Source organism: Oribacterium sinus (assembly GCF_963553175.1).
Classification (GTDB): domain Bacteria; phylum Bacillota; class Clostridia; order Lachnospirales; family Lachnospiraceae; genus Oribacterium; species Oribacterium sinus_B.
Map to the genome: position 1 here is coordinate 34,391 of NZ_CAUVME010000018.1, position 15,143 is coordinate 49,533.

A 15,143-nucleotide genomic window follows, 5' to 3' on the forward strand; every position below is an offset into this window, starting at 1 on the left:
TTTTAAGAAAAGTTCTAAGCTTTTTTACTCCTCTTTGCCCTCTTCCTGCTCTGCCAGAAAATATCCCAGACCTCTACGACTTTGGATGCTAACCCTGCTTTCCAAAAGTCTGAGCTTTTTTCGGAGAAATCCGATATAAACCTCCACATGATTTTCCACCGCATCACTGTCATAGCCCCAAACCTTTTGGAGAATCTGCTCCTTACTTAGAATTTGATTTTTCCCTTGTAAAAGCATACGCATCAGTTCAAATTCCTTTTTGGACAGCTTCAGACTATGTGCTCCGGAAGAAAGATCCTTACTATCCAAATCCAGACTTAAATCTCCGAAGCTTAAGCTGTTCACTTCCTGTCCCTGTCTTCGCAATAAGGCGGAGATGCAGGCCAGTAGTTCTCTTTTGTCAAAGGGTTTGGTGAGATAGTAGTCAGCACCTCCCTCCAAGCCTTCGATACGATCCTCCAGCTGACTTTTGGCGGTAAGCATCAGGATAGGCAGACCGTTTTTTTCTTTACGCAGCTGTTTTGCCACCTGATAACCGTTCAGCTTGGGCATCATCACATCTAAAATCATTAAATCATAAATAGCGGTTTTGGCATACTCCAAAGCCTCTTCCCCGTCATAAGCAGTATCCACTTCATACTCCGCCCGCTCCAAAATCATTTTAATGCTCTTGGATAGAATTTTCTCGTCTTCTACTAATAAAATTCGCATAGGAGTCTCCTTTTTTCCGTTTTTCCTAGTATAATACAGGAAATATTGAAAAAAGCCAAAATATTTATCCTTTTAAAGCTTTACAAGCGATGAAAAAAATCTTAAAATAGGCAGGAACAAATGGTATTTTTGATAAAGGACGATTATGGAAGCGAAAAAGAAAAGTAGAATTTATGTAGAGATGCTGGGTGGCTTTTCTCTTTACATCGGAGATAAGCAGTTGGACTTAGGAAATAACAATAAAGCCAATTTCCTAAAGCTCACCGAAATTGTCCTCTTAAGAGGGCTGGGGGGCATTTCCAAAAGAGATTTGATTGATGGAATTTTCGGTCACAAATCCCTTTTGGATGAAAACAACAGCTTGAATAACCTGCTCCACCAGGCGAGAACCCAGTTGAAGAAGGCGGGGATGCCCGGAAAGAAGATTATTGACGGAAAAAGAGGAATCTATGCACCGGAGTATCTTCCTGAGTATGATTACGTCATGGACGTGCAGGAATTCGAAGACATTTGCTTAAAGGCGAAGAACAGTAAGGAAGAGAGTAAGAAGTTGTCTTACTATCAGAAGGCTTTTAAGATATACAAGGGTGAATTATTGCCGGAGTTTGCTACAGATTACTGGGTAATCTTGGAAAGCGTTCGCCTAAAGCGCCTTTATGATGAAGTGATTGAATTCTTGGGAGCTTATTACCGTGAGCATCAAGAATACGAAGAGCTTTTCTTGATGTACGATCAGGCCAATAAAATCTATCCGGACAACGGATGGCAGATCGAGATGATTGATGCTTTGATTCTGAAGAAGGATTATAAGACGGCCTACGATTTGTACATGAAGTGCGCTCACTACTATCAGGATGAGTTGGAAGTACCCATTCCCGATGCTTTACGGGCTTGCTATGAAAGACTTTCCGACAATGTCCGGGTGGTAACCGATGATATCCGTCAGATTCAGGCCAACATTGTTCGTAAGGACGAAAAGCTGAAGAGCGAGATGGGAACCAGAAAGATTGGCGCTTACCTTTGCCCCTTCACCAGCTTTATTGACGTTTATCATGTGCTTAGACGAAATCTGGAAAGAAGAGGCTCTTCCATCTTTATGATGCTTTGCACCTTGGTGGATTATGAAGGAAAGCCCATCCAGAATCAGGATAAGCTGAATACCCGTGCCGAGATTTTACAGCAGTCTCTATCCGAAGGCTTAAGAAAGGGAGACGTTTACACCAAGTATTCTTCCTCCCAGTATCTGATTCTTTTGATTGGAACCAAGAGAGAAGACTGTGCCATCATTTACCAGAGAATCTCCAGAAGATTAAAGGAGCTGGCAGGCTCTCGTGCGGAGTTCCGTTATCGTATTGTGTCTCTTGCAGAGATTCCCGGAATCTTGGAGAGAAGCGGCGCAGTGGATGAGATTTAGAAGAAGTGCTTGACAGGAAAATGAAGCTTTGCTATGATATTCCTTGCGTTTCGCAAGCGTGCGTAGCTCAGCTGGATAGAGCGTCTGGCTACGGACCAGAAGGTCGTGGGTTCGAATCCTGTCGCACGCAGAAAAAGACGATGAAGAAATTCATCGTCTTTTTTAGTTCCTAATGCTCAGCTAATGCAGGATATATCGTTTTAAATCAGCACTATAAGATTTGTTTGGATTCTCTCTTTTCTTAGTTCTTACTTGGACAATGCTCCAGCTTTCCTTTGGAATTGCATTGCAGTAAATCCTCCAGGCTATAGCGATTCACTACGGCATAGATGGCTTCGTCTATTTCCTTATATAAGGGGAAGGTGGGACAGCTGGCAGACCTTTCACAATTACTTCCCTCTTTCACACAATCCACAGGGGAGAGGGTTCCCTCTGCGGCATCTAAAATATCTCCCACGGAAATATCCTTTGCTTCCTTTAAAAGAAGGTATCCTCCCTTGGCTCCCCGGACACTCTTTAAAAAGCCTCCCTTAACCATCAGGGCTATAATCTGCTCTAAATATTTCACGGAAATTCCCTGTCGTTCCGCTACTTCTTTAATAGAAACGGGATTTCCTTTCTTTTCCTGTTCAGCTATATCAATCAGGGTACTTAAGGCATAACGGCCTTTGGTTGAAATCATCATATTCTTTTCCTCCATAGCTTTTTTATATCCTAGCATAGCACTGGGAGTTTTGACAAGTTTATTAAAAAAAGCAATGTTCAAGAGAATGGTTTTTTAGTAAAATGGCATTACTGATTTCACAAAAAGGAGAGCCTATGTCTAAAATTGCTTTTGCCATAAACGAAGAAGGAAAGAGAATTTCTATTCTTTCCGATAAAATTAACCGTCACGGATTTATAGCCGGAGCAACGGGAACAGGTAAGACGGTAAGCTTAAAAGTTTTAGCGGAAAAGTTTTCTTCCCTGGGAATTCCGGTGTTTCTATCCGATGTAAAGGGAGACTTATCCGGTCTATTAAAGCCGGGAGAAGCTTCCGAAGGGATTGAAAAGAGAAGAGAAGAATGCAAGCTTACAGAGGAGGAATTCCGTTATCAGGGCTTCCCTGTGGAGCTTTTTGCTCTTTCAAAGGAGGAAGGGATTCCCTTGCGTTGCACGATTTCGGAGATGGGACCATTGCTCTTAAGCCGAGTGCTGAATTGTACGGATGTGCAGAGTGATATTTTGCGCGTTGTTTTTCGGATTGCGGATGAGGAAGGGCTTTTGCTGATTGACACCAAGGATCTTCGCTCCGTATTGCAGTATGTGGCGGAAAACAGCAAGGAGTACAGTGCTTCCTTTGGAAATCTGCCTACCCAGAGTTTGAATGCCTTAATTCGTTCCGTAGTAGCCTTGGAAGAGGCGGGAGGAAAGGAATTCTTCGGAGAGCCTGCTTTGGATGTAAAGGATTTCTTCCGGCAAAATGAGAAGGGACAGGGGATTATCCATATTTTCAATGCCAAGAGAATTATGGGAGAGCCGAAGCTGTATTCCACCTTCCTGCTTTACCTTTTATCGGAGCTTTATGAACTGCTTCCGGAGGTTGGAGATTTGGAGAAGCCCCGCTTTGTCTTTTTCTTTGATGAAGCGCACCTCCTTTTCGATGATGCGCCCAAGGCCTTACTGGAAAAATTAAACCAAATCACCCGTTTGATTCGAAGCAAGGGCGTAGGCATTTATTATATTACCCAAAGTCCCTCGGATATTCCGGATGCCATTTTGGCTCAGTGCGGAAATAAGATTCAGCATGGCTTAAGAGCCTATACACCGGCAGAACGCAAGAAGATTCGTGCGGCAGCAGACAGTTTCCGGGAAAATCCTGCATTTTCCTCCGAGGAGGTATTGGAGAACCTGGGAACGGGAGAGGCCTTGATTTCCTGTTTGCAGGAGGACGGGAGTCCCGCTATTGTAGAAAAGGCAAAGATTTTCCCGCCCCAGTCTTATCTGGGAGAGGCAAGTCCGGAGGATCAGGATAGAGCCATCAAGGCTTCAAGCCTCTATATTCGCTACGGAGAGGCAGTGGACCGGGATTCCGCCTATGAATTCTTGCATAGAAAGGGAAAGGAAGAGCAGGAGCGTTTCCAGAAGGAATTAGAGGAAAAGGAAGCAGAGAAAAATCGCCTTCTTCAGGAAAAGGCGGAGGAGAAGGAAAGAGCTAAGCAGGAAAAGGAAGAGGAGAAAGCACAAAGACTTAAGGAAAAAGAAGAAGAAAAGGAACGCCTTCGTCAGGAACGAGAATTGGAAAAGGAAAAGAGTAAGCAAAAGACCGTAATGAAATCGGTGGGACGCTCCGTTTCCGGCTCCATCGGCCGGGAAATCGGTTCCGGTATCGGAAAATCCGTCTTTGGAAAAGGTTTGGGAAGACGCCTGGGAGGAAATATCGGGGCCGCCTTTGGCAGAGGCATTCTGGAAACCCTCTTTGGAAAGTAAGAGGTGATGTAAAAATAAAAAAATATACAGTATAGGTCTGAATGAGGGTAATCTGAGCCCGTGGGTACTTGCAAAAAACAAATGAAATGCATTTTTTGCTTAGTACCCCTACGAGGCGAGGTTAGCGAGAGCGTGCCCGAATTTAGACTTATACTGTATAACAATTGTTTTTACATCGCTCCTGCATCCATAGGAACAAAGAGGCTCACACAGGCTAGCGCCACCATCAGGACGATATCTACCCATAAGATGGGAGAGGAAAAGAATTGCTTTAAGGAAAGGGAGTGTTCCTTTTCGTATTGTCTGTCTTCTGCCAGGCTTTTTCTATTTTTTACAACATAGTAGATGCCATATCCCAAACCGGCAAGAAGGAATAGACTGTAGATGCCCTGAATCAGAGTTGAACCCTGAGACAGGTTGTTTACCACAATGGCCAAAAGGTTATTACTGAAATGCAGCAGGATGGAATAGGGAAGGCCGTAACGATCTCTGATAAAGAAGAGAATAATGCCCATACTGAAGGCCGGTGCAAATTGCAGGAAATTGCTGTGCATTAAAGCAAAGAAAAATGCGGTGCAGAAGGCTGCAAAATATTTTCCGTAGGAACGGAAGCGGTGATAAAAGACTCCGCGAAAAACCAGTTCTTCCATTAGAGGAGCCACCAAAATCGTATAAAACAGCATAGGGGCATTCGTCAGGCTTCCCCCTCTTGCCGCTTCTTCGGAAAAAGACAGGTTTAAGCCAAGCTTGGTAAAGAGGGTTATAATCGGATAATTGATGATTCCTCCTATCCACTGGGCGGCTTGGAAAAGCATGAAATAGTGCAGGAAAGACAGAACGCTAAATCTTGCATTTTCAGGATCTGGCTCTGTGCTTATTTCTTTAGTTGATTCTGCGCTTGTTTCTTTCGGAAAGATATTATTCAAAAGACAATAGCTGATGACCACGGAAATGACCATGCAGATGTATTGATCTGATAGTAAAGGAATCTTAGTTAAAGGCAGAAGCAGCACCAAAAGTACAGCTAAAATCTGCACGGACAATACATATAACAAAAGGGCTAAGGCGCTCTTATTTAAATCTCTTTTGATTTCTAATAGACTCATCGTTTCTCCATTTCTGTTTGTATAGTTTAAATTCTTCTAATTTCTTCCGAATAGCGATACAATAAAATCTCTCGAAAGTAGTTGGAAAATAATTGCAAAATAGACAATCTACTTTTCCTACTATACAAGAAAAATAATGCTTCCGCAAATTAATTTAAGGATTTGGAATAGGAGAGAGTGTAGGCTTTAGACGGGGGGCAGTCGGGAAAGCAATAGAAGCAGAGCGGTACACCCGGAGATACAGCATAAAGTTTCATAATGAGATGCATCGACAAAATAAGATTGAATAAAGAAGGAAAAAAATGAAAAAGTGGTTTGTATACGGGAAAAAAGCAGATTTTCAGGAGCTGGGAGAGAAATTATCTCTGGATCCGGTCCTGGTTCGCATTCTTCGGAATCGAGATTTAACAACAGAAGAAGAAATGCGAAATTTTCTGGAGGGAGAAGAGATTCCCTCTCCTCTTTTCTTGCCGGACAGCATCCGTTTTTTAAATCGCCTGGAGCGAGCCATGAAAGAGGGAGAAAAAGTTCGGGTTGTAGGGGACTATGATGTGGACGGCGTTTGTGCTTCTACCATATTGGCTAAGGCCCTTTCCCTTTTTTTCTCCAAAGAGCAGCTTTCCGTGGTGATTCCCCATAGAATTTTAGATGGCTACGGAATTAACGAGCAGATTATCGAGGAAGCAAAGGCAGAGGAGATTACCCTTCTGATTACCTGTGACAACGGTATTTCCGCATTTTCCGCCATGGAGAAAGCAAAAGCCTACGGTATGGATGTATTGCTTACGGATCATCATGATTTACGAAGAGATGAGGACGGAAAGAAAAGGATTCCGGAAGCTTTTGCCGTGGTGAATCCCAAAAGAGAGGGCAGTAAGTATCCTAATGAAGAAATCTGCGGAGCCATGGTTTGCTATCTTCTTATGAAAATGCTTTTGGAAAAACGGCAAAAGGGCTTAGATCTTTTAGAAGAATTGGCCTGCTTTGCCGGCATTGCCACGGTTTGTGATGTAATGCCTCTACAAAAAGAAAATCGTGTTATCGTAAAGTATTGCCTGGCCCATTTGCAAAAGACTCAAAATATCGGAATGCAGGCCCTTCTAAAGCAGTGCCATATTTTGCCGGAGCAGGAAATTTCCTCCTATAGTCTCGGTTTTCAAATCGGCCCCTGCATCAATGCGGGAGGTCGCTTGGAAAGTGCGATGCTGGCGCTTTCTCTTTTCCTGGAGGAGGATGAAGGGAAGGCAGAGGAAAAGGCGGCTCACCTACTGGTTTTAAATGAAGAACGAAAGGAAATGACGAAAAAAGGGGTGGATGAAGCGAAGGCGCTGGCGGAACAGGAAGGAGATGTGCCGCTGCTGTTTTTGGTGCTTCCCGATTTACATGAAAGTCTTGCCGGAATTGTGGCGGGGCGAATCCGAGAAGCCTATTATCGTCCCTGCTTCATCCTCACCAATGGGGAAGACGGAAGTTGTAAAGCCTCCGGACGTTCCATTCCCGGCTATCCTATGGCGGAACGCCTGGAGGAACAAAAGGAACTGCTGCTACGCTTCGGAGGTCATCCCATGGCTGCTGGATTTTCCGTTGCAAGGGAAAATGTTTCTATGCTAAAGAAGGCTCTCCTGCAAAATGCAAAGCTTCAGGCAGAGGATTTGGAGGAGAAGGTCTGGATTGATGTGGTCCTACCTTTCTCCTATCTAAAAGAGGACTTTGTTCGTTCTTTGTCCCGCTTGGAACCCTTCGGAAGAGGCAATGAAAAGCCTGCCTTTGCTCAAAGGAATGTTTTGCTAAAGGATTATAAAATTGTGGGAAAAAACAAAAATGCCATCAAATTATATTTGGAAGATGAACAAGGTATACGAGTGGAGGGAGTACTCTTTGAGGACGGAGAAAAATTTTTGAACAAAAAATCTAGTCGAAATAGATTTAATCTGTTATACTATCCAAAGATTCAGGTGTACAACAACATAAAGCAACTTCAAGTGGTGGTTTCTGAGTATTTTTGGAAAGAAGATTAAGGAATATTCAGATGAAAAGGAGGCGTGAATGATCAAAGAAATCATGAATTTTATTCAAGAACATGACCCTGAGGTGGGGAAGGGAATCTGGGAAGAGTATGAAAGACAGCAAAACAACATCGAGTTGATTGCTTCTGAGAATATTGTTTCCACTACCGCAATGTTGGCTATGGGAACCGTATTAACCAACAAGTATGCGGAGGGATATCCCGGAAAGCGTTATTACGGAGGCTGTGAAGCCGTAGACGTAGTAGAAGCTATTGCTATCGAAAGAGCTAAAGAATTATTCCATTGTGAATATGCAAACGTTCAACCCCACTCCGGTGCACAGGCCAATATGGCAGTTACCATGGCAATCTGTAAGCCCGGAGACAAGATTATGGGTATGAGTTTGGATGCCGGCGGTCATTTAACCCATGGTTCACCCGTAAACTTCTCGGGACTTTACTATAATATCATTCCTTATGGAATTACCAAAGAAGGCTATATTGACTATGATGCGGTAATGGAGATTGCTTTAAAAGAAAAGCCGAAGATGATTATTGCCGGTGCCTCCGCATATCCAAGAGTCATTGACTTTAAGCGTTTCCGTGAGATTGCCGATGCTTGCGGCGCAATCCTTTTTGTAGATATGGCACATATTGCAGGTCTCGTTGCAGCAGGCGTGCATCCAAGCCCGATTCCTTATGCTCATGTTACTACCACAACCACCCATAAGACTTTAAGAGGACCTCGTGGCGGTTTGATTTTATCCAGTAAAGAAGTAGCAGAGAAGTACAACTTCAATAAGTTCGTATTCCCCGGTGTGCAGGGCGGACCTTTAGAGCACGTAATTGCGTCTAAGGCAGTTTGCTTTGGGGAAGCTTTAAAGCCGGAGTATAAAGAATATCAGCAGCAGGTAGCGAAGAATGCGAAGGCATTGGCTGCAGCTATGCTGGACAAGGGATTCCAGCTGGTATCCGGCGGAACGGAGAACCACTTGATGCTGGTGGATTTAACCAACTTCCAGGATGTTACCGGAAAGTTCCTGCAGAATGCTTGTGATGAAGTGCACATCACACTAAATAAGAATGCAATTCCCAATGATCCCCGTTCTCCGTTCTTAACCTCTGGTGTAAGAATCGGAACTCCCGCAGTTACTGTCCGCGGTTTTAAAGAAGAGGATATGAAGGAGATTGCAGAATGCCTTTACAAGGTAGCTACAGACTTTGAAAGCAGTAAGGAAGAAGTAGCAAGAAGAGTGAAAGCATTAACCGATGCACATCCTATTTATGAAGGAAAGTAATACAGCTTTACTTTAAAAACATAAAGAAAGCAATTCATAAGAAGAGCCGTTATGCAGCGGCTCTTCTTCTTTTATATGATTATCAAAAGGACTTTAAAAAACAAAACTTTTAGTGGATTTCTACGCTCTACAGGTCTGATATAGGGGTAATCTGAGCATGTAGCAAGCCTTCGAAAAGAAGAACTGTAGAAATCCAAAGCCAAAGCGACGGAAGCTGTATAGTTATGAAAGAGGGCAATCTGAGCCCGTCGGTACTTGCGAAAAACACAGGTACTGTGTTTTTCGCTTAGTATCCGCTACGTGGCGAGGTTAGCGGGAGCGTGCCCGATTTCATATCCATACAGCTTCGAAGCGTAGCTTTTTATCATTCTACAGTTCTGCACTATGAAGGCGAACTTAGCGAAAGCGTGCCCCTTATCAGACCTGTATTGCGTAGAAATTTAATTTTGTTTTTTTAAGTCCCTTTTCATATACTTGCATTTTTTTAAGGTAAAGCATATGATAGGCTGGAAATTTTCAATGGAACGAAAACAAGAGCCTTTGGGCTTTTATAAAACAAGGAGGGAAAATGGCAGCGGTTTCTGTGATATTTCCGGTATTCTTCCTGCTATTTTTGGGAGGTCACGCCAGAAGAAGAGCTTGGATTAGCCACGAACAAAATGAGGGAGCAAAGCGAATTGCGCTGGATATCTTGTTTCCTTTCCTGATTTATCAGGTTATGGTGGAAACAAATCTGGAAAAGGGCGTATTTTTAGAAATCATTTTCTTGATTTTTATCTGGATGCTGGTTTACTTTCTGGGAGGACAGCTTTCCAAGCTTTTACCGGGAGACTTTCAAGAGATTGCCCCCTTCCTGTGCTTAACCTGCGAAGGCGGGGCAGTGGCACTGCCTTTGTATATCAGCGTGGTGGGGAAGAGCTATACGGCCAATTTAATTCCCTTTGATATCGCGGGAATCCTGATTAACTTTATCTTTGTGCCCCTGATTTTAATGAATAAAAGTATAGGAGAACGGAAGCTTTTGCCCTTTGCCAGGAAAATATTTACCAGCTCCTTTATCCTTGCGGTGCTTTTCGGAGTATGCATGAATGCCAGCGGTTTGCATCAAGTCCTTATGCAAAATACAGGTCTAAAGGCTGTTTTTGACAATACCATGGAAGCGTTGACCGTCCCCATCGGCTCTCTGATTTTGTTTAGCCTTGGCTATAGCATGAAGCTGCACAAAGGATTTTTAGCTTCTTTATTTACTTTGGCAGGAATCCGTCTTTTGTTCTGCGGAAGCATCATTCTGCTGTTTTTCCTGCTTTTTAAGGAGCAAATGCAAAATCGAATTTTTTCCTTCGGTGTCATTCTGTACTTTCTTTGTCCTACAGGATTTCCTGTACCTTTACAAATTAAAGGACTTTTACAAAAGGAGGAGCAGGAGGAATTCGTTTCCGCCTTTATTTCCTTATTTTTACTGATTGCGCTTGCCGCATATGCCCTTTTGGTTTTATTCTATCCGGTAGTTTAAAGCTTGGAGGACACTGCTTAAGAGAAAGAATAGAGAGTTCTAAAAGCCAAATAAGATATCCTTGAAGAGTGGAAAAGCTTTCTAATGCAAGCCGGGTAAATGTATACCGTTATACTTAGTGATTTTGAAAGGAGATTTTTATGGAAATGAACAATAGCCCATGGCCGGGAAGACCGGGAGTTATTCCGGTGACCAGTGGAAATGCAGAGGATGCCAACCGATACAACAGAGCCTATTTGGATCGGATTCATGTGGAAATGCGGGTGATAGACAGTACAGAGGTCACCCTGGAGAAGGAGATTTTTGGAAAGAAATATGCCTCTCCCATTATGATGCCGGCATTTTCCCACTTGAACAAGGTACTGGAAAATGGAAGAACCCCTATGGAGGAGTATGCCTCAGCGGCGAAGGAATTAAATGCCCTTAACTGGGTAGGTATGGAAGACAATGAAGATTATGGAAAGATTGTTGCCCAAAATCCCGATACAGTGCGGATTATCAAGCCATTTGCGGATCATGGAAGAATACGGGAAGAGATAGACTATGCTGTAGAACATGGCTCCGTAGCGGTGGGAATCGACATTGACCATGTGCCGGGAACAGACGGTTTCTATGATGTGGTAGACGGAATTCCTATGGGGCCGGTGTTTAGCAAGGATTTAGCGGACTTTGTAGCCTATGCCAAGCTACCCTTTGTGGCAAAGGGCGTGCTTTCCGTTCAGGATGCACTGAAGGCAAAGGAAGCAGGCTGTGCCGCTATTGTAGTTTCTCACCATCACGGCAGACTTCCCTTCGGCATTGCTCCTCTACAGATTTTACCGAAAATCAAGGAAGCTTTACAGGATAGTAAGATGCAGATTTTCGTGGATTGCAGCATGGATACCGGCTATGATGCCTATAAGGCTTTGGCCTTAGGAGCGGATGCGGTTTCCGTAGGTAGGGGGATTCTGCAACCCCTCCTTTCCCATGGGGCAGAGGGAGTGATTTCCAAGGTAGAAAATATGCAGGAGGAGCTTCGGGAAATGATGATGTATACCGGAGTGAAGGACTGCGATTCCTTTGATGCCGGTGTTTTGTATCTTTGCTAATAAGGAGAAGAACGGGAAGCAATCAAATAGCTTTGGTATAGAAAGTAAAATGGGAAATGCAAATTCTCTAAAAGATCAGCAAAAAAGAGAAATGGAAATTTCCGGAATAGCAAGCGGAAAATAGAAGGGGTAAGGGATGGAAAAAAAGACCGGAGAAAAGGGATTAATGCTGGGGCATTTTGTTTTGCTACTGTTGGAATGCATCGTAGTATTGCACGGATTGCAGGATGACGGACTGGGAACCTTTCGTTTTTATACGACGGATTCCAACCTGCTTTGCGGAATCAGCTCGGCGTTTATGCTCTTTTTTCTTTTACAAAGAAAAAATCAAGAGGGAAAGGGTGTGCTCAGTAAGGCCTTGCAGGGGAAAGGAGAGAGCTGGACATTTCCTTCCTTCCTGTCTGTTTTACGCTATATTTCCTCGGTGTGTTTAGCCCTGACCTTCTTCGTGGTGCTCCTGGTGCTGGGACCGGAGAATGGATTTGCCCATGAATTTTTGGGTGGAACAAGATTTTTCAGTCACCTGCTTTGTCCCTTTCTTTCCATTTTTCTCTTTCTCTTTCCGGAAGAGAAGCGTTCCCTGCCTCTATCTGTGATAGGAAAGGCTCTGGGAGTAACATTGCTGTATGCCATCCCTCTTTTGATTTTAAATGGAATGGGGCTGGTTTCCGGTCCTTACAGCTTTCTGAAAATCCGAGAGCAGTCTGTAGGAAAAACCATTTTCTGGATTATAACGATTTTACTTGGCAATGCACTGCTTGCTTTGGCTTTACAAAAGGGCAAAAATTTATTTTCGGATAATAAAAAACTCCTCACCCGATAGGGTATGAGGAGTTTTTTGTTGCGTAAAGGCTGATTCAGGAGTACTTTAGGCATTTCCCAAAGGAGGGATAATGGAAAAATATAGTGGCAAATATTGATGCTTCGTATCTTGTTTTTTATGCGAGACGCAAAGTATCCATATTTTGTTTCCGGAGGATAGGATAGAGTCCCATGTAGACAAAGACGGAAACGATGGTGGAAGTGATAGCGTTGATTCCTGTAGCCATCAGGTTAATCTTAAAGGACAGTTCCGCAGCAGGCTTTCCTAAAATTAAGAGCTTATAGAAATAGCCGATGCTGGGATCCAGAATCACATTGGCAAAAAGTCCGCAAACGGCAGAAAGTAAAACCCATTTAAAAATTTTGGATTTGTCGTTTGTATCCTGAATCTTTCCTAACTTATGGGCAACCAAGCCTACAATTAAGCCGATGACCATTTTACAAATCAAGGTTTTAGGAGCATAGGTGATATATACCGGATCCAGTAAATCTCCGATGGTCATTCCCAGAGCTCCGGCAAAGCCGCCTAAGGGACCGCCCAGAACCAGCGCTGCAATGACTACTACCGCATTTCCCAAATGAATAGAAGTGGCATCCGCTCCGATAGGAATTTTAATCTGTAAGAAGGTGAATACAGCATAGGATAATGCCGCAAATAGGGCAGTAAGAGTTAATTTTTGTGTCTTGTGCATAATGATTTCCTCCTGAAACTTAGATATTGGGAAAAAGAATGAAGATGATAAAGTGATTTTTAAAACTTCATTTTGTTTATAAACTGAGAATAAGATAAGTCTGAACTTATAAAAATATCCAATTTAAAAGAAAAATATAAGACCAGAATGGAGATATACAGTACTTTGAAGCTTTTGCTATTCCTAAGTTTTTACTGTAGTGATAAGTAGACCCTTATCGGCATAGAGGGAACAGTGATAAAAGCATTTGCTATAAGCAGAAACTATAGCCAAATCCAAAACTCTTGTATTATACAGGAATTTCAGAAAATGCTAGTATAGCTTCAGCAAGAAAATCTTCTGCAAGTAAGAAGAAAGCAGCAAAAAGTAAGTAGCAAAAAGCAAGTTGCAAGTTGCAAGATGTAAGTAAGAATCAGTAAGAATCAGTAAGTATCAGTAAGAAAAAAGCTGAAGGAAAGCTTCCGAAAGAAAGTTTTAAAACATCGGAAAGCTTGTGTAGAGTATAAGGAGGAAAATAAAATGGGAGTTAAGAAGAGAAACGAGAGAAACTTTGGATTTGATACCAAGGCGATTCATGTAGGACAGGAGCAGGCGGATCCGGCAACCGGGGCAAGAGCGGTACCTATCTACCAGACCACATCCTATGTCTTCGATAATTCCGACCATGCGGCAGATCGTTTCGCCTTAAGAAATGCCGGAAACATTTACGGTCGTTTAACCAACCCCACCCAGGGCGTTTTGGAAGCCAGAGTAGCGGCTTTAGAAGGCGGTGTGGCAGCCTTGGCGGTGGCTTCCGGTGCAGCGGCAGTGACCTATGCCTTTAAGGCTGTGGCGCACAATGGGGATCACATTGTCAGCGCAAAGAACATTTACGGAGGAACCTATAACTTCTTAAAGCATACCTTCCCGGAGTTCGGTGTGGAAACCACCTTTGTTTCTCCCACAGATTTAGCTGAGGCGGAGAAGGCAATTCAGGAGAACACCAAGGCACTCTATATTGAATCCTTAGGAAATCCAAACGGAGATGCCGTTGATATTGAGGCTTGGGCAAATCTTGCTCATAAGCATGGTCTTCCCTTGATTGTGGACAACACCTTTGCAACCCCCTATCTGATTCGTCCTATCGAGTACGGTGCAGATATCGTGGTGCACTCCGCAACAAAGTTTATCGGCGGACACGGTTCTTCCTTGGGCGGACTTGTGGTAGATGCTGGAAAATTCGATTGGGCTAAGAGCAAGAAGTGGCCATGGCTTACCGAGCCAAACCCCTCTTACCACGGCGTTCGCTTTGCAGTAGATACAGCCCCTGCGGTAATCGCAACCTACCTTCGTGCCATCACCATCCGTGATGAGGGAGCAGCAATTTCTCCATTCAATGCCTGGGTATTGATTCAGGGCTTGGAGAGCCTTGCCCTTCGTGTAGAGCGTCATAGAGATAACGCTTTAAAGGTTGTGGAATATTTAAAGAAGCATCCGAAGGTGGAATCCGTTTCTCACCCTGCAGCATCCACAGATCCGGCTCAGCAGGCGCTTTATAAGAAATATCTTCCAAACGGCGGCGGATCTATTTTCACCTTTACAGTTAAGGGAAATGAAAGAACCGCTAAGGATTTCATTGATAATCTGGAGTTATTCTCCTTATTGGCAAATGTAGCGGATGTAAAGTCTTTGGCGATTCACCCGGCATCCACCACCCACTCCGAGGGAACCAAGGAGGAGCTTCTGGCCCAGGGCATTCAGGAGAACTCCGTACGTCTTTCCATCGGTATTGAAAATGTGGAGGATATTATTGAAGACTTAGAGGAAGCATTTAAGGCAATTTAAGCTAGGTTTCCTTATAATAGTAGAAAAGCAAAAACTATAGAAGAAATCTAAAAATTAAAGTTTTTTAGTAGGGTTGATAAACCGACATGGCTTGGAAGAAAGCTTTGTAAAAAGGAAGAGGCAGATGGTAGAAAAAAGCCATCTGCCTTTGCTTGTGCGCCTAGCGGCGCACGTTTCTAACGGGTTAAAGTCCCGAATCCG

The 15,143-nt window shown here is 43.5% G+C and carries 12 protein-coding genes and 1 tRNA gene; 9 read left to right on the top strand and 4 right to left on the bottom strand.

The features are described 5' to 3' along the window. Positions 1–24: 24 nt before the first annotated feature. A complete protein-coding gene (locus RYO92_RS06560) occupies positions 25–711 on the bottom strand; it encodes a response regulator transcription factor (protein ID WP_315369852.1) in 687 nt (228 codons plus the stop codon). 145 nt (positions 712–856) lie between these two features. On the opposite strand from RYO92_RS06560, the gene RYO92_RS06565 reads away from it, so the two are divergent. Then, the gene (locus RYO92_RS06565) at positions 857–2,125 is read left to right on the top strand and encodes a bacterial transcriptional activator domain-containing protein (protein ID WP_315369853.1); all 1,269 of its coding nucleotides are present in this window, start codon (positions 857–859) and stop codon (positions 2,123–2,125) included. Positions 2,126–2,181: 56 nt separating this feature from the next. After that, positions 2,182–2,255: transfer RNA gene (locus RYO92_RS06570), tRNA-Arg, on the top strand. A gap of 111 nt (positions 2,256–2,366) precedes the next feature. Here the strand turns inward: RYO92_RS06570 and RYO92_RS06575 are convergent. Then, the gene (locus tag RYO92_RS06575) at positions 2,367–2,810 is read right to left on the bottom strand and encodes an RrF2 family transcriptional regulator (RefSeq protein WP_040648629.1); all 444 of its coding nucleotides are present in this window, start codon (positions 2,808–2,810) and stop codon (positions 2,367–2,369) included. A gap of 134 nt (positions 2,811–2,944) precedes the next feature. Here RYO92_RS06575 and RYO92_RS06580 point away from each other — a divergent pair, with 134 nt between their 5' ends. Then, positions 2,945–4,594: a helicase HerA-like domain-containing protein gene (locus RYO92_RS06580; RefSeq protein WP_315369854.1), complete on the top strand. Its 1,650-nt coding sequence runs from the start codon at positions 2,945–2,947 to the stop codon at positions 4,592–4,594. Between the two features lie 170 nt (positions 4,595–4,764). On the opposite strand, the gene RYO92_RS06585 is transcribed toward RYO92_RS06580, so the two are convergent. Further along, positions 4,765–5,700, bottom strand: coding sequence for a CPBP family intramembrane glutamic endopeptidase (locus RYO92_RS06585; protein WP_315369855.1), 936 nt, complete (start codon positions 5,698–5,700; stop codon positions 4,765–4,767). A 302-nt stretch (positions 5,701–6,002) separates the two neighbouring features. On the opposite strand from RYO92_RS06585, the gene recJ reads away from it, so the two are divergent. The 5 genes from recJ to RYO92_RS06610 all read left to right on the top strand — a co-directional run bounded on the left by recJ (position 6,003) and on the right by RYO92_RS06610 (position 12,427). Then, positions 6,003–7,718 carry a single-stranded-DNA-specific exonuclease RecJ gene (recJ, locus tag RYO92_RS06590; protein WP_315369856.1) on the top strand — a complete coding sequence of 572 codons (1,716 nt, stop codon included), beginning with the start codon at positions 6,003–6,005 and terminating at the stop codon, positions 7,716–7,718. Between the two features lie 28 nt (positions 7,719–7,746). Then, on the top strand, positions 7,747–9,003 hold the full coding sequence (gene glyA / locus RYO92_RS06595) for a serine hydroxymethyltransferase (protein WP_279287716.1): 1,257 nt from the start codon (positions 7,747–7,749) through the stop codon (positions 9,001–9,003). Positions 9,004–9,571: 568 nt separating this feature from the next. Next, positions 9,572–10,516: a transporter gene (locus RYO92_RS06600; protein WP_314344742.1), complete on the top strand. Its 945-nt coding sequence runs from the start codon at positions 9,572–9,574 to the stop codon at positions 10,514–10,516. 140 nt (positions 10,517–10,656) lie between these two features. Continuing rightward, positions 10,657–11,604, top strand: coding sequence for an alpha-hydroxy-acid oxidizing protein (locus tag RYO92_RS06605; RefSeq protein ID WP_315369857.1), 948 nt, complete (start codon positions 10,657–10,659; stop codon positions 11,602–11,604). A 136-nt stretch (positions 11,605–11,740) separates the two neighbouring features. Then, the gene (locus RYO92_RS06610) at positions 11,741–12,427 is read left to right on the top strand and encodes a hypothetical protein (protein WP_315369858.1); all 687 of its coding nucleotides are present in this window, start codon (positions 11,741–11,743) and stop codon (positions 12,425–12,427) included. A 115-nt stretch (positions 12,428–12,542) separates the two neighbouring features. On the opposite strand, the gene RYO92_RS06615 is transcribed toward RYO92_RS06610, so the two are convergent. After that, positions 12,543–13,118, bottom strand: a complete 576-nt coding sequence (locus RYO92_RS06615; RefSeq protein ID WP_314329223.1) for an ECF transporter S component — start codon at positions 13,116–13,118, stop codon at positions 12,543–12,545. Between the two features lie 519 nt (positions 13,119–13,637). On the opposite strand from RYO92_RS06615, the gene RYO92_RS06620 reads away from it, so the two are divergent. Next, positions 13,638–14,942 carry an O-acetylhomoserine aminocarboxypropyltransferase/cysteine synthase family protein gene (locus RYO92_RS06620; RefSeq protein WP_183684165.1) on the top strand — a complete coding sequence of 435 codons (1,305 nt, stop codon included), beginning with the start codon at positions 13,638–13,640 and terminating at the stop codon, positions 14,940–14,942. The last annotated feature ends 201 nt before the right edge of the window (positions 14,943–15,143 follow it).